Below are 22,553 nucleotides of genomic sequence, written 5' to 3'. Positions count from 1 at the left end.
CTGGCGAGTAAGGCGCCAGGGCTTGAGCATTAACCTGATCAGCGCTCAGCGTTGGGGCGCTCGATCTTGGCAGGTTCCGTTGACCGGGTTTTCCAGAGTGATACCAGTACGCCACCCGCCAGCAAGCCCAGCGTTACACTCAATGACAAGGCGGCAGGTATTTTGCCAATGATGCCCACCAGGAAGATCTTGCTCCCGATGAACACCAGAACCAACGCCAGCGCATACTTGAGGTAGGCGAAGCGATGAATCAGGGCAGCCAGCGCAAAGTAGAGTGCACGCAAACCCAGGATCGCAAAGATGTTCGAGGTGTAGACAATGAACGGGTCCTGTGTGATCGAGAAGATCGCCGGTACGCTGTCCACCGCAAACACCAGATCAGCACACTCAATCAAAATCAACGCGAGGAACAACGGTGTTGCCCACCAGACTGTGTGACCGGCAGCATTAGGTTTCCTTACAAAGAAGTGCTGCTCGTGCAGCTCATTCGTAACGCGCATCCGTCTGCGCAAGAACTTGACCAGGACGTTATCTTCCAGGTTTGGGGCTTCATCCACCTTGGCGAACAGCATTTTGATGCCGGTGACGACAAGAAATACCCCGAACACATAGAGGATCCAGCTGAACTGATGGATAAGGGCTGCGCCCAGGCCAATCATAAGCGCTCGGAGGACGATTACACCCATGATTCCCCAGAACAGCACCTTGTGCTGATACTGTCGAGGAATACCAAGAAAGCTGAAGATGATCGCCATGACAAACACATTGTCCATGGAGAGCGACTTTTCGATTAGAAAGCCGGTCAGGTAGTCCATGCTGGCGTCACCGCCTTTCTGGAACCATACCCATACGGCAAACAACAGGCCCATGCTGATATAGCCTGCCGAGAGGAATAGACTTTCCTTGATCCCTATCTCGTGATTGTCACGATGCAGAACCCCAAGATCAAGCGTGAGTAGGGTGATGACGACAGCCAGAAATGCAAGCCACAACCATGTGGCCGTACCAAGAAAATCGGCGAACAGAAACGCTTCTAGGGTGTTCATGAGCCCCTCCTTACAGTCGAAGTTGTACCAGCTGTGACTCCGACATGGCGGTAGGAACCGTCAGAGGGGCCCGGCGTCACGCTGATTACGTTAAGTCCTTTCCTGCAGCGTCTCAACTGACAAGTTTGACAAAACGTTGCGACTTCATGAGGGGAACGAGCAAATGCGGGTGAACAGAAAAGGCGGCGTGAAGCCGCCTTTTCCAAGAGCCCTGACAATGGCCTTATCGCTTGCGAAGATAAACGCGGCTAACGCGTCGCTCGTCAATATCGGTCACGGTGAGACTCCAATCTAGCCATTCCACGCGATCACCTTTGACAGGCAACCGATCCAGCAGGCTCATGACGAGGCCGGCCAGCGTCTGATAGTCCTGAGTGGCCTTGGCCTGAAAGCCCAGGCGCTGCCTGAGAACATCCAGCGGGAGTCCACCACTGACGATAAAACCGTCCTTGTCCTTGCGGATATCAGGCACTTCCATTTCGCTGGCGTCTGGAAGATCACCTGCAATGGCCTCAAGCATATCGGTAATGGTCAGCACACCTACGAAATCACCGAATTCGTTGACTACAAACGCGATGTGCGTCGACGCATGGCGAAGCTGCTCCAACGCATGCAAGGCCCCGCAGGTTTCTGGCAATACGATAGGAACATGAATAGCGCTATCGAATGCTACATCGTGTCCTGCCAGCAACTCACGAAGCAGGTCTTTCTTATGAATGAATCCCAGCGGCTCATCAACTTTACCGTCTCGTATGACCGGCAGGCGTGAGTGAGGGGAGTCCATCAGACGCTGGCGATTGTGCTCATCTGTATTGGCAAGGTCGATGTAGTCCACATCGGAGCGTACCGTCATGAGGCTGCGAATCGGCCGTTCGGACAGGTTCAATACACTGCTGATCATAATGCGTTCCTGGCGATGGAAGACGCTTTGATCATGGTCATCATCCAGCAGGTCGGTGATCTCGTCATCCACCTCGTCCGTTTCAAACTTACGCCCGCCCAACAGGCGCATGACCGCGTATGCCGTGCGCTCCCTCAAGGGATGGTTTCCGTGCAGCTTCTTACGACGTCGCAGGCGTGCGATCTGGTTGAGCAGCTCGATCAGAATCGAGAAGCCAATCGCGGCATACAGGTAGCCCTTCGGAATATGAAAGCCCAAACCATCGGCGGTCAGGCTCAAACCGATCATCATCAAGAAGCCCAGGCACAGCATGATGACGGTAGGGTGTGCATTGACGAAGTGGGTCAGAGGCTTGCTCGCAACGATCATTACCCCGATCGAGACGATCACCGCGATCATCATGATGGAGAGATGGTCGACCATGCCGACCGCGGTAATCACGGAATCCAGCGAGAAGACCGCGTCCAGCACCACGATCTGAGCGACGATAGGCCAGAAAGCCGCGTAGGTTTTGCTGTTTCGTGCCTGAACGACATGTCCTTCAAGGCGTTCATGCAATTCCATCGTGGCTTTGAAGAGCAGGAAAATACCGCCAAACAGCATAATGAGATCGCGCCCGGAAAAGCTCTTGCCAAATACCTCGAACAACGGAGCGGTAAGGGTTACCAGCCACGAAATGCCGGCCAGCAGACCCAGACGCATCAGCATCGCCAGCGACAGGCCGATGATGCGGGCGCGGTCACGTAAGTGAGGCGGCAGTTTGTCTGCCAGAATGGCAATAAACACCAGGTTATCGATGCCTAGGACCAGCTCAAGCACGATCAGCGTGGCAAGCCCCAGCCACGCGGTGGGATCAGCAATCCATTCCATGTGGATCAGGCCTCTATCTGTTGGAAGTTGAATAGCCGAACGTGTGCAGTATCGGTGTGCGCGATGGGATGATCGGGCAGGCACCGTGGCAACGAGAGGGCATTGTGAGGTAAACAGAAAGGGCGTAAGGAAGTGGCAACGTGACGCGGAGCAGGGCTGCTCGATATGGAAGGGAAGCGTCGACTGGGAGGTTCGGAGGACGTGTTCATAACACCTTGGATAGAGTGGAAAGCCTAGAGCTTAACCGGGTGATAGACATTTGCCTAAAGCGAAACTATTACAATTTGCTATGGACCAGCAGGGTGAGAAAGGACGCGCCGAAGCGCGTCCTTCGGTATTACAGGAAGTTGAATGGCAATGTGGAAACGAGGCGGATCTCCTTGAAGCTGCCGTCTACCTGATTCTGGCTAGCCTTGTGACGGGTCAGCATCAGGCGGAACTTGCTGTCCTTGATCCGGCCGGACTGGACCTGGTATGTGCCGACCAGCCCGAGTTCGTGGTGGGTTTCCCCGTCCTGTTGTAGTACTTCGGCATAGTTAGCGTAATTGCCACTGCCGGGATTGTAATGCGTACCGTCGATGTCCCAGCCCTTAACGTACCAGATGCCCGTTGTCAGGCCCGGAACGCCGAAGTAGCTCCAGTCGGTCTCGTACCGGACCTGGGCGGACTTCTCGTTTGGCCCGTTATAGTCCGAAAACATTGAGTTGCCCAAGTAGATCGCAGCGGTCTCGTGGGCATAGTCGAAGTATTCGTTTCCTTCAATCTGCTGATACACGAACGTCAGGCTGTGAGCCTGATGGCTGCCGGTAAGCGCCATGCTCCAGGCAGTATTGTTTATATTGCCAGCCTTCGCATCGCCTTGATCGAGGGTACGATAACCATTGAATGCAGCTTTCCAGCCAAACGTCTTGATATCACCGCCGGTCTTGCTCAATCCCAAGTAATACTGGTTCCAGACGTCTTCAAACTGTGCGCCGTAGAGGCTGATCTCGAACCCGTCCAGCGGCTTGTAGTTACCGCCCAGATAACTCAAATGATCACCAATGACTTCGCGTGTACCGTATTCGGTCGTGAATTTCTCATCGCCTGCACCGGTTCGCGGACTGGCACGGCGGAAGCTGCCGGCTTGAAGCGACAGGTTGTCCCATTCATCGCTGACGATCCCGACACCGGTAAAACTGGAGGGCAGAGCGCGGTTGTCGTTATAGCTGACCACGGGTGTATCAATCAGAAAGCGACCGACCTTAAGCTCGGTATTGGACACACGCAAACGGACATCAGCTACCCCTAGCTTTGACCATTCATCGTGGCCATGACCGTCACTGTCTGCCAGCGTACGGTTGCCGCCACCACCGATTCGTCCCTTGCCTCGCTCCAGGTTGATGGCATTGAACCCAGCAACATCGATACCGAACCCCACGGTACCTTGCGTATAACCGGAGCTGTATTTGAGCGCTGTGCCCTGAACCCAGGTATTACGAGTATGAGTGAAGTGACGGGAGCCGTTCTTAGGATAGGTGAAACCGAAACGGTCTTGCCCGATCTCCCGAGCAGCAAAGTTCCGCGTGGTCAGCGTTAGCGTATCGTCTTCAAAAAATCCCTTGGCGCCTGCCTGGCCTTTGACCGGCTTCTGTACATTGGGAAGGCTTTGGACTTCATTGATGTAGCTGGGATCATCAGGGGCCGGAGACTGAGCCTGAGCTGCAAGCGAAAGTGCAAGTAGCGAAAGGGTAAAACCGGCGCGGTACAAAGTAGACATCTATTTTCCTTATGATTTTTATAGGAGTTCGAGTGAAACGCCCCATGGTGCTTTTCCTGCTGACAGGCAGAAGGAAAGTGTCCGCGGCGCGGCGCCATACGCTCTGCCAGGACGGTTAACGCAACGCTTACGTATTTGCTCTCCCTCAATCGAGACGTACTAGGCCCATGGCTTAGAAACCCGTCTCGCCGAGTCAATTTGAATAAAATGGGTTTCTGCTTCTATTGCGCTTTGCTCACTTCCCGAATGGCGTATCGAGACAGGGCCAAGGCAACCAAGCAGGCCATTTAACGGCATGGAGATCCATAGAAACAGTTCCAGGATTTCATGCCCGTCGCAGGGCTCTATGCAGAAGCTGTACCTAAGGAAACATGACTGATTAGTCAGGTTTATGTTTGTCCGTTACACATATATTTATGGCGTAAATGCATAAAATCAGGGCAGTTTCGATATCATTAAGCCTGTATACATTTGGTAACAGTCGCTAAACCATTGTTACGCCTGAGAAAGATATTGGTAATGAAATGCGCACCGACTGTGCACAGGTGTGCTCTGTAATGGTGCATGGTTTTTCAAAAGGGTGCTTGGCTGCCGGTAGTTTGCTTCTGCTCGTTGCAGCCACACTGAGCATTCCCCTGATTATCTATCCAGCACAACGAGCCAAAACGCCGTATCATTGAGGGTGAGTTTCAACCGGATAGAATCCACATGCTGTCTGCTGTTAAACGCTACCTAGCAGGGGCGTTATCGAACTATTTTCCACGTACCACGGAATACCTGCAGAGCAATGGTGATGGCCCGCTGTCTCATCCCAAGCCAAGCAAGCAGGCGGGCTCGTTGCTGACCAATAAACTCAAGTCCATGGTCGCCCGTAAGCCCACCCAGAAAGTCAACCCACGCAAAAAACCTGAAAACGGTGCAAAAGGTTCTCCAAAGCGTGGCAAGCCGGCTCCCACAGCTAAAAAAGCTCAAAGCAAGAGTGCGACTGCGACCAAGCGATCGACGAAGCCGAGCGGACGAGCCAAGAAGCCTTTGGAGTCTGAGCCCAAGGCCCATAGAGCTACCACGGAAGGACTCTATGGGCCTGCGTTACTGTCTATAACCGAGCAGCACGTTCAGGCGATGCATGAGCGCGTAGCCGAAGCCGTCAAAGCAGGAGTGATCCGGGCGCCGTCAGACGAGCAGTGGGGTATGATTGTCAGCCGCAGCCCGGCTACGCGCATCTTTGCAGGTGCAGGGTCGGGTAAGTCCACTACGCTGGTGCTGCGCGTAGTCTTCATGCTGTGCCATCTGGATATCAAGCCCGAACAGCTCACAGTCATATCGTTTACTAACGACTCCTGCGCGCAGCTGCGCGAGCAGCTTATCAAGGTATTGTCCTTCTGGAAGTTCTCTTTTTCAGCTGAGCAGGCGCGCAGCTGCGTACGGACCTTTCATTCGGCGATGGGTATGCTCGCCAAGGACGCATTAGGTGCGCCGGTATGGTTTGAGCAGCTGTCCGATCGCAAAGCATCGGCTACCGAGCTGGACAATCCATTGACAGGCGGCCGTCTTCATCCTGTGCAGTTGGACCTGCTCAAACAGGCCTACCAGCGTGCCTATTCAGACGTCCCGGCGTTCAAGAGGAAGGTCGACAAGCTGTTGAATATCGCTAACGAAAGCGATGAAAGCGAAGGAAACAGGCCCGCTCCACTCAAGCCGTTCAAGCTGGAGGGCGAGTTCGTAGCGGTTCCGCTTTTTGAGGCGTTCTACGTCCAGGCGGGCTTTATCGAAAGCCTGGGACTACGGATAGATCGTCTACAAAGCGATAGCGTGCAGTGTTCCGTTCGCGAGCAGATCTTTATCGAGGCCCTGGGGCTCTTCTGGAAAACGTTTGAAGCCTGTCTGAAAGAGAGGGGCCTGCTGACGTTCAACCGTGCGTTTCAGGAGCTTACCGATCGGCTCAATCGAAACGATCGGAGTATCTGTCCGGAAATGCTGATGCCCTTCAGTCATCTGCTGATCGATGAATTTCAGGACATCTCCCCACAGATCGTATTGTGGCTACAAGCCGTCCATGGATATCTGGCCCGTCAGAAGCGGGCAATCAGTCTTATGGCGATAGGGGATGACTGGCAATCCATTTATGGCTGGCGAGGAAGCTCTCCCGAACTCTTCATGAACTTCGACCGTCATTTTCCAAGCCAGGGGCGAAACAGAAAAAGTACCGTTCTGACGCTGGCTACCAACTACCGCTCCGTGGAACCCATTATTCGGGACGCTGAGAGAGTATTGGCTGGCGTAGTATTCAAGCAGGAAAAGACCTGCCAGGCCGCCAGGACTGTCAAGCGAGGTGATCATGGCGTGCAGGCGGTTACACGGTTCGATTTCAAGAGTCGCCTGCCGGAAGTGGTAAAGGAGATCGAGGCTCAGTGCGCCCACGCTGCAAGTCGGAACTCTTCGGAGCGGACTGCGGTGTTGGTGTTGAGCCGACGCAATGAGACGCTCAAGACTCTTCAAAGCCATCTCGACAAGGCGCTACCTGTTCGCTGCTATACCATTCACCGCGCGAAGGGATTACAGGCTGAAGTAGCCATTGTTGTGGACGACGGAGCCGGTGCCTTACCCCATCCGCTGCGCAACGCATTGTATAGAGCGTCTGGTTTTTTTCAGAACACCTATGATCAAGCAATGGCCGATGAGTCATCAAGGCTCTCTTATGTCGCGATCACACGAGGAGTTAGTCGTGTACTCTGGTATACGACCAAATCGAGAGGGCCATGTTGATAGCGGCTAAACCCTTGAAAAGGAATCTGTTTCTCCGATTATCGATTTGGCTGATGATGACTAGTGCTACAAAACATTTCTAGCCTGCGCCTGCGCTGCCTATGGTGAACCTGTCTCTTCCTTGAAGAGCCCACCAGTTAAAGAGGGTAGCGCCATGACTCATCAATTGTTTCGTAATCCAGCCAATGCCTTGCATATCCACACCAGTTTTGCCGAAAAAGCGGCTTTTCTGCTGGGTACGCAAAAACAGGTACAGCTTAAAAAGGCGACTGGCAACATTGATCCAGTCCGTTGAAACGGGTGCCATCCCTCGTGCTTGATGCGAGCTGTTGCGTAAGCACAAGGGATGACACATTAACCTGACAGCGATTAGCGCTTTTGATAAAGATCCAAAAAAGCAGTGGAGCCCTGTCTCAAATGTCTGGACAGGCGAATGGGGCCTGACTGCTCATGCTGGCGCTCCTGGGCCAACATTGTTCCGGCTTGTAGATCGCAACCGTGAATCATGAGCTGGAGCAGGGAGTGGGCTGGTGACTGTTTGATAAGTATGTTCATGGGCAGGGACCATGTAAGGTTTCGTCCATAGTTACGCTCATGTAGAGCGTCTGGTACTGATTTACATCAAGGCTTGTGCGTGCTGTATACATACCGCTCTTTTCATTTCAGCCTTATTTCACCGCCAGCGATCATGGCCTTGGTTACGTAGGTAACCGACGTGCCGTACTACAGACTGTCGTTTGAGCGGAGCGCGGTAGCCTGGACCATGTCAGTCAGTTCCGTAGGCCCCACTTGAACGTACCTCCAAGCTAAGCACTCCTTTGCGTCATATGCGAAACCTGGCGACGTATGGATAATCGGCGCTGCCGATATCCATAACTGGGGGCAGGCTGAGAAACATCTTCTACCTGGGTGACATCACGTGCCGTGACTTATGGTGTCCCGCAATACGCAGGTCTGCTTCATTTCCTTGATGTGTATCAAGCCTTGGCTTTACAGGCGTATGACGATAGTGGCATCAGGTAGGGGGAGAGCCCCAAAGGAGCCGCGCGATGAATCGCTATCAACGCCTCCTTTTTGTGGTGGACAACAGCTGTCAGCGGACTGCTGCCTCTAAGCGTGCCCAAGCGCTGGCGCAAGCCAGCCGAGCGGCATTGCACCTGGTTATGTTTGATTATGTCGAGGCGATTGCAGCCCATTGCTGCAGTGATCAACTATTGCAGCCGTGATGAGGTGGATGTGTTGGTAGTTGGTCGTACGGAGCACTATCCCTTGCTCTAGCTGGGAAGTTTTGCCGAGACACTGCTGGCTACGCCTCCGTGCAGTATTCTGGCCCTGGGCCGTTCTTCGGTCGATTCCTAGTTCACGCTGTAAGCATCTGTACTCGATTACACCTGGTTAACCGAGTGCAGATCCAAACGCTTACGAGCGGGTACTACTGGCTGCAAGGAAAAGGAGAAACTATTTCTGGCCCTTGATTTCCATACTGCCGTATTTGTTCTGCTGATAGATCGTGTAAGGCAATACCAACGTATCCAACACACCAGAAAGCGCCATATCTACCGCAATCAGTGGAACAGCATGTTTTTCCTGAGGTGGGGGATAGATAACGGGCGGAGCGTTGAGTGAGCAGAAATCGTACGCCACGCCGCTATAGACCCGGCTTATGGACTCGCAATAGGTTTTCTGCTGCCTGAGCTTGTAGCTGGTAGTCGCATCGTCTTGGAACACCGTATTGAGGGTTCCACACCCAGTCAGGCTCAGCGCCAGGACGCCAATGGCAATCGTGTCAAGCTTCATGCCTATCGTTCCTTCTATATCAACGTGGCTTGAGCCACTGATCAAGCCAGACAAAAGCGGCTTCCTGTTGCTCCTGCACAAACACGTGGCCAAGTTCGGGCCACAGCTGTGTGTTGAGATTCAGCTCGGCCTGTTGAGAACGCCAGATGCGGTGCACCTTGGCGTAAGCCGCTTCGACCGATTCTGAAGGGAACAGCGTGTCCTTTCCACCGTTGAAAAGCAACAACGGACGGGGTGCAGCAATTCCGGCAACGTCCGGAATATCGAGCCGGGCCGGTATGCCTGGATGCAGCATGTAGTACGATGACTGGCCGCGTAATGTGTTATTCCCCGGCGTCATCAGGCCTTGGTAAGTCCCAAACCAGGAAATGGCAGCAGTTGCCGCAACCTTGTCTGAAAGGGCTGCTAACTGCCAGGCGCGAAAAGCTCCCATGGAGAACCCGACAACGCCGATGCGACGTGCGTCGACCATGGGGAGCGTTGCCAGAAAATCGACCGAGCGCATGTCTTCATAGGCCATTGTTCCGGCAAGGGAACGTCCCAAATTGAAGAAATTGCTGGCAAGCGCCTGTTGCTGTTCGTATGTCACCGGGCCGCGCTCACCCCAACCCAGGGCATCGACCGAAAGCACGACATAGCCCCGCTTGGCCAGCTCATCGCCAGGAAAGCGGCCAGAGAAATATTTGTCGGCCCACTGCTGCGCGGAAGCAGATACTGTTTGATCACCCCATGGTTTGACCATCTTCTCTTTGCCAATATCAAAGCGCGCCCCATGGTCATGCAGCATTAGCACCGCGGGATGAGGGCCGGGCGTATCAGGCAAGAGAAGCAGAGCGTTGACACGACTTTCATCCGTCAGCGTGAACCTGATCTTCTGAGCGCTGTAGCCTGAACGCTGCTGCTGATCAATAACCTGAGCGTTGAAGGCACGCTTTGAATCTGGCGTTAGCAACGCCTCGCGCAGTAGCGTTTGGGCATGGGTACGCCATTTTGAAAAGTGCTTGTAATGACCTGACAGCCAGCTATCTGGATAGGTCATCTTCTGTTTGAGCAGCAGGTAATTGCCGGGAAGTGCGTCGGCCGTAATGGGAGCGGAAGCTGACTGGGCCTGGGCATTTGCCGTTGCGGCAAGGCTGATCCCGCAAAGCACGAGAGATTTCAGAATATTCAAGGTGCGACTCCGGCTGTTGTTGTTATTGAGGCGAGAGTATAGACAGCAGTATGACAACTTAAAAATGGATGGGCCCTCTGGCAATCCGGATCTCAGCTGTTCAGGCGGATATCCGATAGGATGAGGCAGGCCGTTACGTTTGCTATCGAGGTGGAATTCTTTTGATAGGGGGCAGGTCTCACACGCATCTCACCTCGACACGGGAACCATAATCCTTGCAGACCCTCCGTCTCACACCCACGGTGGCCACGTTCCTTGTATCATTCCACTCCATTTCCAGGGGACTGGATAGCGGTTTACGCTATGGCCGGTACGCTCTTGGACTTACAGCCCTATTGATGCTGGCAGGATGTGGAACACACTCTCCGCAGCAGGTATCTGCGCCCAGCCCAACTGAAGTACAAGCCAGGATTGTCAGGCTCATGCCTGGTAGTGTGTCTGAGCGCCAGGGCTGGGCCAGGGATATTTATACGGCGTTCGATGCGCAAAAAATTCCTCCAACGACCGAAAACATCTGTTCCGTATTGGCGGTGACCGAGCAGGAGTCCACGTTTCAGGCAAACCCTCGAGTGCCAGGCATGGGCTCGATTGCGAAGAAGGAAATCGATCGCCGCGCAGGCAAGTTGCATATACCGGCCTTTCTGGTCCGTACCGCATTAAGCCTACGGTCACCCAACGGCAAAACCTATAACGAGCGACTTGCTGCGGCGCATACTGAAAAAGAGCTGAGCGATATCTTTGATGACTTCATTGGCATGGTTCCGCTGGGCAAGACACTCTTTGGTAGCTTCAACCCTGTTGAAACTGGCGGGCCGATGCAAGTTAGCGTAGCGTTCGCTGAGCGCCAATCCAGAGGTTATCCCTATACGATTGACGGATCGATCCGTAACGAGGTCTTTACCCGACGCGGCGGTGTCTATTTCGGGACGGCACACCTGCTTGGCTATCCGGTCAGCTACACCCAACAGATCTACCGATTTGCCGATTACAATGCCGGTTGGTATTCGAGCCGTAATGCTGCGTTTCAGCGGGCAGTGAGCAGTCTGACAGGCGTTTCTCTTGCGCTGGACGGCGATCTGATCCGCTATGGCTCACTGGAGCCGAGTGCAACCGAACTGGCCGTCCGTAAGCTGGGCAAACGACTGGACATGAGTGAACTGGCCATACGACGTGCGCTTGAAAAAGGAGAAACACTCGATTTCGAGGAATCCAAATTGTACACCCGCGTTTTCGAGCTGGCTGAGAAGAAAGCGGGTAAATCGCTACCTCGGGCCATATTGCCAGGCATTACGCTCGAAAGCCCCAAGATTACCCGCAAACTAACCACCGCCTGGTTTGCCAAGCGTGTCGAGGAGCGCTACCAGCGCTGTCTGGCGCGTGCGAAGTGACGTGCAGCACGCCTTGGTTTACCGAGGCGTGCTGTCGTAGCGCAGTTGGGCCTGATCGATCGCCTCCATATTCGCCTCTGCCCACAACCGAAGTGGCTGGAGCGTCTCGGCGAGGGTAACGCCCAGCTCGGTGATACGGTATTCCACGGTGACCGGAACGGTGGGAAATGCCGTACGCAAGACCAGACCGTCCCGCTCGAGCGTTTTCAATGTCTGCGATAACATCTTCTGGGAAAGCCCGCCAATTCGGCGCAATAGCTCATTGAACCTTAGGGGGCTTTCCAGCAGAAGATCAAGTATCAGCACCGTCCACTTATCTGCAATTCGATCCAGTATCCGTCGGGTTGGACAGTCAGCGCTAAATGTGTCGGGTGCCAGAGCCGCTTGATTCATTGGCAGTCACCTCAAAGTAACCAAGTGAGAAAAAAGTGCGTTCTTGTCGGAACGTACCGCGTCAATTAACGTGGTTTCCGAAAGTTACTAACTAACGGAAGGAGACTATACATGAAGGTTGCATTAATTGGCGCGTCAGGAAATGCCGGCTCGTGCATTCAGGATGAGTTGGTGAAGCGAGGGCATCAAGTGACTGCAATTGCCAGAAATGCCTCTCGTATAGAAAAGGCAGGAGGTGTACTACCGGTAGCGGTCGATGCGAATAACGAAGCTGAACTAACGGGTGTCCTAAAGGGTCATGACGCCGTTATCAGTGCCGTCATGTTTACCAGCAGCAACCCGGAAATTCTTATCTCAGCGGTAAAAAAGGCTGGGATCAGACGTTATCTGGTAGTGGGGGGGGCGCGGGAAGCCTTGAGGTATCACCCGGAGTCAGAGTAATCGATACGCCTGATTTCCCAGCGGAATACAAGCCAGAGGCTTCGGCGGGTGCTCTCTTTCTCGAGCGGTTACAAAGGGAGCCAGCGCTTGACTGGACCTTTCTTTCGCCCTCGGCCGAATTCGTACATGGGCCACGCACTGGGGCGTTTCGACTGGGTGAAGACAGCCTGCTGGTAGATCAGAAGGGACGGAGCCACATTTCATTCGAAGATTATGCAATCGCCATGGTTGACGAACTGGAGCAAGGCAGGCATCTCCGCAACCGGTTTACCGTCGGGTACTAAAACGAGGACAGAATCGTTACCGTTCGCTTGCTCGTAAGCGGTTGCGCTTATAAATCCCGTGCAACGGCAGAACTTTTGCGACGGAGCTCATGGATGGCATCTTCAATGATGGTGTTCATGAGTTCCTGATTCGCGGCATGACGATTAAGCAGGCTCCGCTCAACCTTGGCAGGTGTTCGCGGGTCGATGAGCGTAATGACAAATACATCGCCGCGACTCTCAAGTGTGTACTTGACGGGCGGATCGAGCGAGGCAAGGCGGTATTTCAAGGCGTTCACTGTCATAAAACCATTCTGTCGATGTTTTCACTTCGACAGGTACAGCACCGCCGATGTTCCTGCCATTCGGCTCGAAAGGCGATGCTAGAGCGCTTGCTTGCTAGCGATTTACTGGCATGGTGAGGGTGAATACCGTCCCGCTGCCTCGGTTGGAATTTACCTTCATATGGCCACCATGGGAGCGGGCGATTTCATTGACGATGTACAGCCCGATACCCAGCCCCTGTTGCAGGTTGGTCTGAAGCGTCGTTCGGCTGGCTCGCCAATACGGTTGGAACAGGCCGGACAGGATGTTTTCAGAAAGAGGCTCGCCATCGTTGTGAACGGATAGCGTCAGTAAACCATTCTCCACCTCTGCACGGATCAGAATAGGGCTTTGCGGATTGCCGTGCTGAATGGCGTTGGCTGTCAGGTTCGACAGAAGCTGCGCCAGGCGGTCGCAATCGCAATAGACCGTCCCCAATGTACTTACCGCGCTTTCAATGCAGCGATCAGGGTAGGTTGCCTGTAGCTCATTGACGACCTGCCGAAGGTGCAGTTCCAGGTTGCCGCGCTCCTCCTTGGCTAGCGGGATGCCGTTACCCAGCTGTCCTCTGGAGAAATCAAAGATGTCTTCCACCATTCGTAGGGCTCGCTGGGCAGAAGAGTGGATCAGTTCGACCAGCGAGCGCTCCTGATCCTCGCGCGGTGTTTTCAGCAGCCGCTGTGCACCCGCACAAATGGAGAACAGTGGATTGCGCAGATCATGGCCAACCAGGGCAAGAAAATGCTCTCGGGATTTGGCCGTCAGCTTTTCATCAAGCAGCTTGCTTTCGGTTTCGATAAGGTTTTCCTGGGTTTCTATTTCCAGCGAAAGCAGATGAGTAAACGAACTCATCATTGCCAAGGTTTTCGTCTCGTCCAGATTCGCGGGCTCTGGATCCAATGCGCACAACGTGCCGAAGAAGCTGCCATCGCGCCGGAAGAGGGGAACCGAGATATAACTTTCAAAACCATACTGCTTAGGGGTTGGGTGACTGCAGTAGCGCGTATCTGCACTGGCGTGATTGATCAGGATCGAGTCCTGGCTTGCATGGACGTCGCGGCACAGTGTTGTGGTGACATCCAGAGGATCGCCTACCTTGAGCCCAAAGCCGATCAGGTCCAATACGGCACAGGTTGTCCAGGAATCTTCAGTTACCCGTGCGATTGCGACAAAACGAAGAAGGGTGCTTTCAGATATGACCTTGAGAATAACGCCAACAGCACTGATTCTAGCGATGATGGAAAGATCATTCTCGAGTGTACGCATCATGAGTTATACCTTGAAGCGAGGCGTACTTCACGGCTGCCCCTGACGATAGATCAGGGTAGTGAACGCGATTATCGTATCGTTGACAACCTTTGGACGTATACAGTTTACACAGGTGAGACTCCTGGCCAGGGAGACGACTTTCAAAGTCGCTTGCCATTGCCGTCTTTTACCCTCGGATGGCTCAAGAGCCGCCTGCATGACACATCCCTGGCTTAGGCGTGCCCGGAGGCTTACACAGTAGGACGCTGTTGAGCGTGAAGCGCTGCCGTATCAGCAGAACGGCGTTCTATAACGACTGTGCCTGTAGCAGGATGGCTGCTGGCTGGAAATGGAAAAAGCGCACGCCCATACAGGTCACGGCAGCAAGCAATGCCTCTCTAACGACATAACCTCGGGCATAGGGAGGCCTCCAGAACACAGCCGTGTTCAGATTTCACCTTCCCAATAGTCCAAGTTGGCCTCGGTCCTCTGTAGGGCGCGAAACGCCTTGATTCCCTTGGCACTGGCAGTCGCAAGGTACTTACCCGAATCTGGATACTCCACGACTTCGGGCGACTCTTTCGTGCTGATTGACAGGTATTTCAACTCAGCGTGAGACGTATTGATGATCTGATGTGGATAGTCAGGGCCGGCGGGAATAAAAAGCACATCGCCGGCCTGTATCGGCACATGCTCGCCTGCTACCCGCAACGTACCCGTGCCCTCCAGAATGAGAAATGCCTCCTCCTGAGCATGGTGAAAATGATAGGGACATGAGCGCTTGCCTGGCGGAACGATATCCAGCGAAAAACCAAGCTTTTGTGCGGCTGTTCCTTCAGAAAGGCTGCCGCTCTGACTTTCAAACAAAGGGCCGTAGGTTTCATGCGTCAGCGACGCATTGTTCAGGTTGCGAATAAGCGCTTGAGCCAGTACGGCTGCCTTGTTGGAGGGAATTGTTGTCATGGCTGCGAGATCCGTGGGGCGTCTGGTTATGCAGCATAGACAATCATAGAGCGATGACGGATTCCGTTTTTGCTCCTTTGTGCAAGCGATACCATGAAGTGCGATCGCTAACCGCGTCAGCGATCAATGGTGCCGATCGTATAGGAAGCAGTAATGTAAATCTCATTCCTCTTCCGGCACCAACTTGCGGCGCGCAAACAGGCTTTCCAGAATCTTGTTCAACAGCACGACCAGCGCAATAAACACCAGGAAATAAACAACAACATTGTCAGTACCCATAAGCCTGGAAAGCTTACCGGCAATCATTGCAGACAGCGCCAATACACAGACGAAGCGAATGCCCAGTACTAATGCAGACGTGTACTCATGAACCACATTGTCAGGTTTCACGGGGCGATCACTCGTTTCCATAGTCCAACTACCTGGCAAGTCTGATTGCTTGCCTGGCTACTTTAATAGCATTGCAACGATGCTTTTCCGAGCATCATCCTCCGAACGATCACTTATGGCCGATAGGCGCCAATTACAATGGTGATTGATACGCTTGATGCTGGGCCCGTCAGAAAACCGGCGTGATCTGAAGAAGGAGAGATCTTAACAAAGGAAGTTGGCTTCGCCTGATGAAGAGTGGTCAAGTGAGATGAGTTATTGGAGCGGAAGCAATGATAACGAGGTTTGCTGGAGCATGCAGGGCTTCGTGCTGCCCGCTGTCCCTGAGTTACTGACCCTGCAAAAGTATGCTCCGCTCCTTCCAGTTCTTAGCCAGTTGCCGTTGAAAGCTTGCTAGTAAAGAGCGCTTGGTTTTCATTCCGTGGCAAGGCGGGTGTTCGGTTGTAAGGATAAGGCTTCTCTGTATATCAAACCTTATCAGTCGAAAAGAAAAGGGCGTTATCCGATAAAGCAGAAGCTTTAAGCTTGAGGCAGCTTTCCTCTCACGGATCGCATCATGGGGAAGAGGTAGCTAACGTTATATTAAGCGGATAAAGGCTTTCAACACGGCGGCAAGCTGCAGAAAATGAAGCATACCGATAACGCCTCAATATGCTTAAAACGTAACATCTGTATCGTCACGCTCCTCTTCAGCGCTACGTGCTTCCAGATCACCTAACCAGTCCCAATCACTGGTGCGCTTGGGCTCGCTCAGCAGCCATTCTATAAAAGCATTCAATAGCGGATTCACTTAACTGATTTTATGAACGTGTTGGTTCATTAAAGACAGTAACTACAAGGATGCCTGATTATTACGCTTATAAATGCTTTCATTATGTTTCAAGGACTTATGATGAACCGAATCAATTGCTATGCAGGACAACGATTAAGTTCCAGAGCCTCTTGGCGAAAGAGGCTCTGGATGCATAGCTCCGATTAGTTGGCTAGCGCCACCAATGTCTTGGGATAACCTACGGTCGATCCATTTACCGGAGCGCCCTCGAGATAAACCCCAAGGTTTTTACCTGCCTGGACATAGGTAATCTTGCGAACCTCGCCATTGGCAAGGCGTACAGATTTTCCTACCTTGAATGCCGCCTGGTTGGTTGAGGTGCCAGGAATCGAGAAGCCAGCCTTCTTGCGGTACACTCCGTTGAGCCAGTCAGCGTTGGTAAAGTTATTGATCGTGCTTGTGGTAAGTACTGCTGATACCAGCGCCAGCTTGTTGGGATAGCCTACGATCGATCCCTTTACCGGAGCGCCTTCCAGGTACACAGCCATATTAGTGCCGATCTGGACAGAGGTAATTTTTCTGACCTCTCCGTTAGCAAGTCGCACCGAAGCACCTACTATGAAGGCAGCCTTATTGGCGGCCGTAGCGGGGATCGAGAAACCGGCTTTCTTGCGATAAACACCATTGAGCCAATCGGCGTTAGTAAAGTTGTTGATTACGCTGCTAACTGCACTGGCTGTCGCTCCAGCGGGTATGGTGGTTGGAGCCACCACTGATGGTCTTGAAGTCGACGGTGTTGTTGAGGAACCAATACCGGCGGACGGCGCGGTTGCAACCGGTGCTTTACCCACAGACGGAGTGGATGGCGTTGGCGTCGTGGAGGAGGAGCTTGCCTTCTTCGGGCCTATTTCCGTACAGCTGCTGCTGTCCATATACTTCTTAAGGGTCGGCCACTGCGGGCGATCCTGCCCATTTACCGGCTCAACCGACATGAAATAATTGCCCCAACCCGGACCTGCCGCCCAGTAGGATGCCGGTACGCAATTCTCTTTCAGGTAGGCCAGCATATTGTCCATCAGGATGTTCCAGCGCGGGTTGTTATCCGGTACGCCGAACTCACCAATGTAGCCACGCTTACCATGCTTTTTCAGCCACTCTACGAACGGCTTGACCCGATTCACGCCATACATCACGTCCAGCTTGTTGACGTCTACGTCACCATAGCTGCCACCGGCGTTCTCATCGAAATACGAGTGCGCCGAGAAAATGATGTTGTTGGACGGATCCTTCAGGTTCAGCAAGGGATCATTCCACTCCGCCCAGCGCGTAGCGCTCGACCAGCCGTTACCTTCCACAATGATCGGGCGGGTCTTGTCCACTGCGCGCACACCGTTGATACCGTATTGTGCGGCGGTCGCCCAATAGGCCAGGGCCCCGTTGGGCTCATTCATGATGTCGTAGGCGTACAGGGCGGGTTGGTTACTCCACTGCTGGGCAATCTTGGTCATGATCTCCTGGTAGCGAGCATACGGAACGCCACTGGTGCCAATCACCTGGCCGCGATAGCGTGCATAGTTATGCAGGTCCAGAATGATCTTGATGTTGTGCTTTTGCGCATAACCAAAGGTGCGGTCGATCAACGCAACATAGGCTGGATCCAGCGGGCCACCCAGCTTGGGTTGCAGGCGCTCCCAGATAATGGGGAAGCGGAAGGTCTTGATACCCCTGGCGCTCCACTGCTGGAAATAGGATTCCACTGGAAAAATATAGTTGGTGCCATTGATTCCAGGTAGAACATGGGGAGCAAATCCCGCACCGGACAGGTTCAGACTAACCAGATCGACCGGTTCGGCTTGGGCGGCTACCGAGCCAAAGGTAAGACCCACGAGAAGGGGCAAGCTCTTGAAGAATCGCTTAGAAAAATGAATGGACGTGCTCATAATCACCATACTGCTCTGCTAGTGATGGGCTAGGTCTCGCGTCCATGAATACGAGGGGCTGCCCTAAATAAAAAGTAATGAGGTCTTGGTACTGGAGGTACCAAGAGGCGCATCCTGACGCTTGTGCCCTTGATTACAAATGACGTGCCAAAACCTTTACACATAGGGAAACATTTAGGATTAAAGTCCTGATAGCTTTGCTAAATACTTGATGGCGCAATGCTTTCAGCAGGAAGACCGTTTATCGGGTTTGATTTTTCAGGTCGAGTAGGCAGTGCCTGGTCAAGAAGGGACCCCTTGGGCAGTCAGAAATCTGGCTTTCAGGCGAGACCATTCTGGCGCTTTCGCCTATCCGGCTCGATATTTCTTGAATATTTTCATGATCTATTTTCGCTTTCGTCCAAAAGCAAAAACTTCTTGTCGAGATGCGGGATAATGGCAGCCAATTCGCTTATTCACGTTTCGGTAGTTTTGCATGGAAATCAAGGTCAATTTTCTCGATAACCTTCGGCTTGAGGCTAAGTTCGATGACTTCACGGTCATAGCCGATCAGCCTATCCGCTACAAGGGGGACGGTTCGGCGCCTGGGCCTTTTGATTATTTCCTGGCTTCATCAGCGTTATGTGCTGCGTATTTCGTGAAGCTGTATTGCCAGACACGCAATATCCCTACCGACAACATTCGTCTTTCGCAGAACAATATTGTTGATCCTGAAAACCGTTATCAGCAGATTTTCAAGATTCAGGTCGAGTTGCCGGCAGATATCTCTGACAAAGACCGCCAGGGCATTTTGCGCTCCATCGACCGTTGTACGGTAAAGAAGGTGGTGCAAACCGGCCCGGAATTTGTCATTGAGGAAGTGGACAACCTGGATGCCGATGCTCAGGCGCTGCTGATACCGAGCATGGCCTCTGACACGAGCACCTTTATTGCAGGCAAGGATCTGCCGCTTGAGCAGACTATTGCCAACATGTCGGGGATTCTGGCCGACCTGGGCATGAAGATTGAAATCGCTTCATGGCGAAATATCGTTCCCAACGTGTGGTCGCTGCATATACGCGACGCTCATTCTCCGATGTGCTTTACCAATGGCAAGGGGGCCACCAAGGAAGCCGCGTTGGCGTCAGCCTTGGGCGAGTTTATCGAGCGTCTGAACTGTAACTTCTTCTACAACGATCAGTTCTGGGGTGAAGACATTGCCAATGCAGAGTTCGTGCATTACCCGAACGAACGGTGGTTCAAGCCAGGCCGTAAGGATGCATTGCCATCTGAAATTCTCGATGCATACTGCCGGGAAATCTACAACCCTGATGGGGAGCTACGCGGCTCGCATCTGTATGACACCAACTCCGGCAACGTCGAGCGCGGCATCTGTTCGCTGCCCTTTGTACGTCAGTCGGACGGCGAGGTGGTGTATTTCCCGTCCAATCTGATCGAAAACCTGTACCTGAGCAATGGCATGAGTGCTGGTAACACGCTGGCTGAAGCGCAGGTGCAATGTCTGTCGGAAATTTTCGAGCGCGCGGTGAAGCGTGAAATCCTGGAAGGGGAGCTTGCCCTGCCTGACGTACCGCAGGACGTGCTGGCAAAATACCCGGCTATTCTGGCTGGCATCCAAGGACTGGAAGAGCAGGGCTTCCCGGTATTGGTAAAGGATGCATCGCTCGGAGGTGAGTTCCCGGTGATGTGCGTCACCTTGATGAATCCACGTACCGGCGGCGTATTCGCCTCGTTTGGCGCGCATCCAAGCTTGGGGGTAGCGCTTGAGCGCAGCCTCACAGAACTGCTTCAAGGGCGCAGCTTCGAAGGTCTCAATGATCTTCCTCAGCCTACGTTTGAAAGCCAGGCCGTGACCGAGCCGAACAACTTCGTTGAGCATTTCATTGATTCCAGCGGTGTGGTGTCGTGGCGTTTCTTCAGTGCCAAGGCGGATTTCGAATTTGTCGAATGGGATTTTTCAGCCGAGGGTGAAAATGCCAATGCTGAGGAAGCCGCGACCCTGTTCGGTATCCTCGAGGATATGGGTAAGGAAGTGTACATGGCGGTATATGAGGACCTGGGGGCAACGGCTTGCCGTATCCTGGTGCCGGGCTATTCGGAGATTTATCCGGTAGAGGATCTGATCTGGGATAACACCAACAAGGCGCTGTCCTTTCGCGCTGATATTCTGAATCTGCACCGTCTGGATGACGCCGCTCTGGAAGCGTTGGTTGAGCGCCTGGAAAACTGTGAGCTGGATGATTACACCGACATCACTACCCTGATTGGCATCGAATTTGATGACAACACTGTTTGGGGACAGCTCACAATTCTTGAATTGAAGTTGCTGATCTATCTGGCACTGAAGCAGTTCGAGGAAGCGCATGAACTGGTCGGTGCCTTCCTGCAGTTCAACGACAATACCGTTGAGCGTGGCCTGTTCTATCAGGCTTTGAATGCAGTACTTGAGGTATCGCTGGACGAGGAGCTGGAGCTGGCCGACTATGAAGTCAACTTCCGCAGGATGTTTGGCAATCAGCGCATGGATGCAGTGCTGGGCTCAGTGGATGGAAGCATCCGCTTCTTTGGCCTGACGCCCACCAGCATGAAGCTGGAGGGGCTGGATAGACACCTGCGACTGATCGACAGCTATAAGAAACTGCATACTGCACGTGCCAAGGCCGCTGCCTCTGCCCATTAGCTGTCGTTGAAGGAGCGTAGTGGCTAGAGTCGCTCCCAGTGACTATACGCCTGGCGGATGCCAGCAGTGCAATCGCCTGATTACCTGCTATTTGAGTAATCAGGCGCACTCGCAAGACGGACCTGTTACTGCGTTGGGGCAGAGGAGAACTGCCCTTTGCCCGGCTACGGATGATGGGTCTGCTCTTTAGAGGAGGTACCCAATGGAGGTGATCGTCGTACTTCGGTGATGTAGATCAGGACCAGCGACACCCACACGATGCCGTAGAGCAGCATGAAGCAGCTTGAGTTGATACCCAGGAAGTCGAGCAGTGTGCCAAACAGGATAGGCAACAGGAACCCTCCCAGTCCTCCCGCCATGCCGACGATGCCTGAAACGATGCCCATGTTTTGTGGAAAATCATCGCCGATGTATTTGAAGGTAGAAGCCATGCCGCAGGCAAAAGCGATACCCAGAATAAATAGCAGTGCTGTTGCTCCCCAAACCGGAAGGCCAAGATGAAAGCTCATCGGTCCCCGGACAGTTTGAACGGTAAAATCGGTTTGTGGATAGGAGAGTAAAAACAGACTGATCCACGCGATCCACAATACCCACCACGTTACAGCATGAGCACCAAGCCGATCTGACAGCAAGCCGCCGAGCGCTCGAAGGGCACCTCCAGGAAGGGAGAAGCAGGCTGCCAGCAGTGAAGCCTGAGCAATCGAGAGACCGTATTCGTTCAGGTAATACTGTGGCATCCAGATCGAGAGCGCTGTGAAGCCCCCGAATACAACGGAATAATACTGACAGTATTTCCAGACGCGCCCATCTCGCAGAACAGCCAGCTGCTGTCTAACCGGAACGGAGCGTCCAGGGGCTCTGGTATCCGGTGCGGCAATTATCCAGAACAGAACCGCCGTCACGAGAAGCGCCACGGCATACACACGCGGCACGCTCTCCCAGCCGTAGCGGGCAACAAGGGTGGGCGCCAGGAACATGTTGATGGCGGCGCCAGCGGTGCCTGCTCCGAATACCCCCATCGCAAATCCCTTGCGCTCGCTGGGAAAAAAGCGAGCCACGTAGGGCGTTCCAACCGAGAATGATGCTCCCACAAGCCCGAGTGCCAGCCCCAACAACAGGAATTGCCAGAGCTGGTTTGCGTAGGAGGCGAGCCAGAGGGGAACGGTGCACGTCAGAAGCAGCAGGGTCATCACTGTTCGACCACCGAAGCGGTCTGTCCAGATACCCAGCGGCAACCGGAAAATGGCGCCGGTCAGGACTGGCGTGGCGGTAAGCAGGCCGAACTCAGATGCACTGAGCCCTAGGGAGGTCTGAATGGGGATGCCGATCACACCAAACATCATCCAGACGGCAAAGGAGATCAGAAATGCCAAGGTGCTCATCACGAGCACACGCAAGGACTGTGTGCTGGTTGAGGATGCGATTGCTGCCGATCCGATTT

Annotated in this window: 19 protein-coding genes and 1 pseudogene; 6 read left to right on the top strand and 14 right to left on the bottom strand. The window is 53.5% G+C overall.

Going from position 1 to position 22,553, the window contains the following annotated elements:
* Nucleotides 1-38 precede the first annotated feature (38 nt).
* The 3 genes from JQR86_RS21925 to JQR86_RS21915 form a co-directional block, all read right to left on the bottom strand.
* Nucleotides 39-1,046 (bottom strand): TerC family protein, encoded by a 1,008-nt coding sequence (locus tag JQR86_RS21925; RefSeq protein ID WP_150346384.1) that lies wholly within the window; start codon nt 1,044-1,046, stop codon nt 39-41.
* Between the two features lie 223 nt (nt 1,047-1,269).
* A complete protein-coding gene (locus JQR86_RS21920) occupies nt 1,270-2,817 on the bottom strand; it encodes a TerC family protein (protein ID WP_434155036.1) in 1,548 nt (515 codons plus the stop codon).
* Between the two features lie 337 nt (nt 2,818-3,154).
* Complete coding sequence (locus tag JQR86_RS21915; RefSeq protein WP_434155035.1) at nt 3,155-4,576, bottom strand: OprD family outer membrane porin; 1,422 nt, start codon at nt 4,574-4,576, stop codon at nt 3,155-3,157.
* Nucleotides 4,577-5,284: 708 nt separating this feature from the next.
* Between JQR86_RS21915 and JQR86_RS21910 the strand changes: the two genes are divergently transcribed.
* The gene (locus JQR86_RS21910) at nt 5,285-7,342 is read left to right on the top strand and encodes a UvrD-helicase domain-containing protein (protein WP_434155033.1); all 2,058 of its coding nucleotides are present in this window, start codon (nt 5,285-5,287) and stop codon (nt 7,340-7,342) included.
* Nucleotides 7,343-7,496: 154 nt separating this feature from the next.
* Nucleotides 7,497-7,637 carry a hypothetical protein gene (locus tag JQR86_RS21905; protein ID WP_019364986.1) on the top strand — a complete coding sequence of 47 codons (141 nt, stop codon included), beginning with the start codon at nt 7,497-7,499 and terminating at the stop codon, nt 7,635-7,637.
* A 74-nt stretch (nt 7,638-7,711) separates the two neighbouring features.
* On the opposite strand, the gene JQR86_RS21900 is transcribed toward JQR86_RS21905, so the two are convergent.
* Entirely contained in the window at nt 7,712-7,897 is a 186-nt protein-coding gene (locus JQR86_RS21900; protein ID WP_122044094.1) for a hypothetical protein, read from the bottom strand.
* A 494-nt stretch (nt 7,898-8,391) separates the two neighbouring features.
* Between JQR86_RS21900 and JQR86_RS21895 the strand changes: the two genes are divergently transcribed.
* Nucleotides 8,392-8,568: a hypothetical protein gene (locus JQR86_RS21895; protein WP_197873173.1), complete on the top strand. Its 177-nt coding sequence runs from the start codon at nt 8,392-8,394 to the stop codon at nt 8,566-8,568.
* A gap of 232 nt (nt 8,569-8,800) precedes the next feature.
* Here JQR86_RS21895 and JQR86_RS21890 read toward each other — a convergent pair whose 3' ends face one another.
* Together JQR86_RS21890 and JQR86_RS21885 are read right to left on the bottom strand one after the other, a co-directional pair.
* A complete protein-coding gene (locus JQR86_RS21890) occupies nt 8,801-9,139 on the bottom strand; it encodes a YceK/YidQ family lipoprotein (RefSeq protein WP_010798598.1) in 339 nt (112 codons plus the stop codon).
* A 19-nt stretch (nt 9,140-9,158) separates the two neighbouring features.
* Nucleotides 9,159-10,310 (bottom strand): dienelactone hydrolase family protein, encoded by a 1,152-nt coding sequence (locus JQR86_RS21885; RefSeq protein WP_312271507.1) that lies wholly within the window; start codon nt 10,308-10,310, stop codon nt 9,159-9,161.
* Between the two features lie 338 nt (nt 10,311-10,648).
* On the opposite strand from JQR86_RS21885, the gene JQR86_RS21880 reads away from it, so the two are divergent.
* Nucleotides 10,649-11,698, top strand: a complete 1,050-nt coding sequence (locus JQR86_RS21880; protein ID WP_074829387.1) for a DUF1615 domain-containing protein — start codon at nt 10,649-10,651, stop codon at nt 11,696-11,698.
* Between the two features lie 18 nt (nt 11,699-11,716).
* Here JQR86_RS21880 and JQR86_RS21875 read toward each other — a convergent pair whose 3' ends face one another.
* A complete protein-coding gene (locus JQR86_RS21875) occupies nt 11,717-12,091 on the bottom strand; it encodes a winged helix-turn-helix transcriptional regulator (RefSeq protein WP_407363482.1) in 375 nt (124 codons plus the stop codon).
* 111 nt (nt 12,092-12,202) lie between these two features.
* Here JQR86_RS21875 and JQR86_RS21870 point away from each other — a divergent pair.
* Nucleotides 12,203-12,816, top strand: a pseudogene (locus tag JQR86_RS21870) (NAD(P)-dependent oxidoreductase).
* Nucleotides 12,817-12,863: 47 nt separating this feature from the next.
* Here the strand turns inward: JQR86_RS21870 and JQR86_RS21865 are convergent.
* The 6 genes from JQR86_RS21865 to JQR86_RS21840 all read right to left on the bottom strand — a co-directional run bounded on the left by JQR86_RS21865 (nt 12,864) and on the right by JQR86_RS21840 (nt 18,432).
* Entirely contained in the window at nt 12,864-13,100 is a 237-nt protein-coding gene (locus JQR86_RS21865; RefSeq protein ID WP_010798593.1) for a hypothetical protein, read from the bottom strand.
* A gap of 94 nt (nt 13,101-13,194) precedes the next feature.
* A complete protein-coding gene (locus tag JQR86_RS21860; protein ID WP_434155032.1) occupies nt 13,195-14,388 on the bottom strand; it encodes a GAF domain-containing sensor histidine kinase in 1,194 nt (397 codons plus the stop codon).
* Nucleotides 14,389-14,814: 426 nt separating this feature from the next.
* On the bottom strand, nt 14,815-15,330 hold the full coding sequence (locus tag JQR86_RS21855; RefSeq protein WP_010798590.1) for a cupin domain-containing protein: 516 nt from the start codon (nt 15,328-15,330) through the stop codon (nt 14,815-14,817).
* A gap of 162 nt (nt 15,331-15,492) precedes the next feature.
* Nucleotides 15,493-15,741 carry a hypothetical protein gene (locus JQR86_RS21850; RefSeq protein WP_010798589.1) on the bottom strand — a complete coding sequence of 83 codons (249 nt, stop codon included), beginning with the start codon at nt 15,739-15,741 and terminating at the stop codon, nt 15,493-15,495.
* A gap of 634 nt (nt 15,742-16,375) precedes the next feature.
* A complete protein-coding gene (locus JQR86_RS21845; RefSeq protein ID WP_258019980.1) occupies nt 16,376-16,498 on the bottom strand; it encodes a hypothetical protein in 123 nt (40 codons plus the stop codon).
* Nucleotides 16,499-16,695: 197 nt separating this feature from the next.
* The gene (locus JQR86_RS21840) at nt 16,696-18,432 is read right to left on the bottom strand and encodes a glycoside hydrolase family 5 protein (RefSeq protein WP_407363478.1); all 1,737 of its coding nucleotides are present in this window, start codon (nt 18,430-18,432) and stop codon (nt 16,696-16,698) included.
* A gap of 475 nt (nt 18,433-18,907) precedes the next feature.
* Here JQR86_RS21840 and JQR86_RS21835 point away from each other — a divergent pair, with 475 nt between their 5' ends.
* On the top strand, nt 18,908-21,112 hold the full coding sequence (locus tag JQR86_RS21835; protein ID WP_434155031.1) for an OsmC domain/YcaO domain-containing protein: 2,205 nt from the start codon (nt 18,908-18,910) through the stop codon (nt 21,110-21,112).
* A gap of 164 nt (nt 21,113-21,276) precedes the next feature.
* Here the strand turns inward: JQR86_RS21835 and JQR86_RS21830 are convergent, their stop codons facing one another.
* On the bottom strand, nt 21,277-22,494 hold the full coding sequence (locus tag JQR86_RS21830; RefSeq protein ID WP_434155477.1) for an MFS transporter: 1,218 nt from the start codon (nt 22,492-22,494) through the stop codon (nt 21,277-21,279).
* Nucleotides 22,495-22,553 lie beyond the last annotated feature (59 nt).

This window comes from Pseudomonas sp. JZ134, assembly GCF_051027695.1.
Lineage (GTDB): Bacteria > Pseudomonadota > Gammaproteobacteria > Pseudomonadales > Pseudomonadaceae > Chryseomonas > Chryseomonas luteola.
This window is presented reverse-complemented; position numbering and strand designations above follow the sequence as displayed.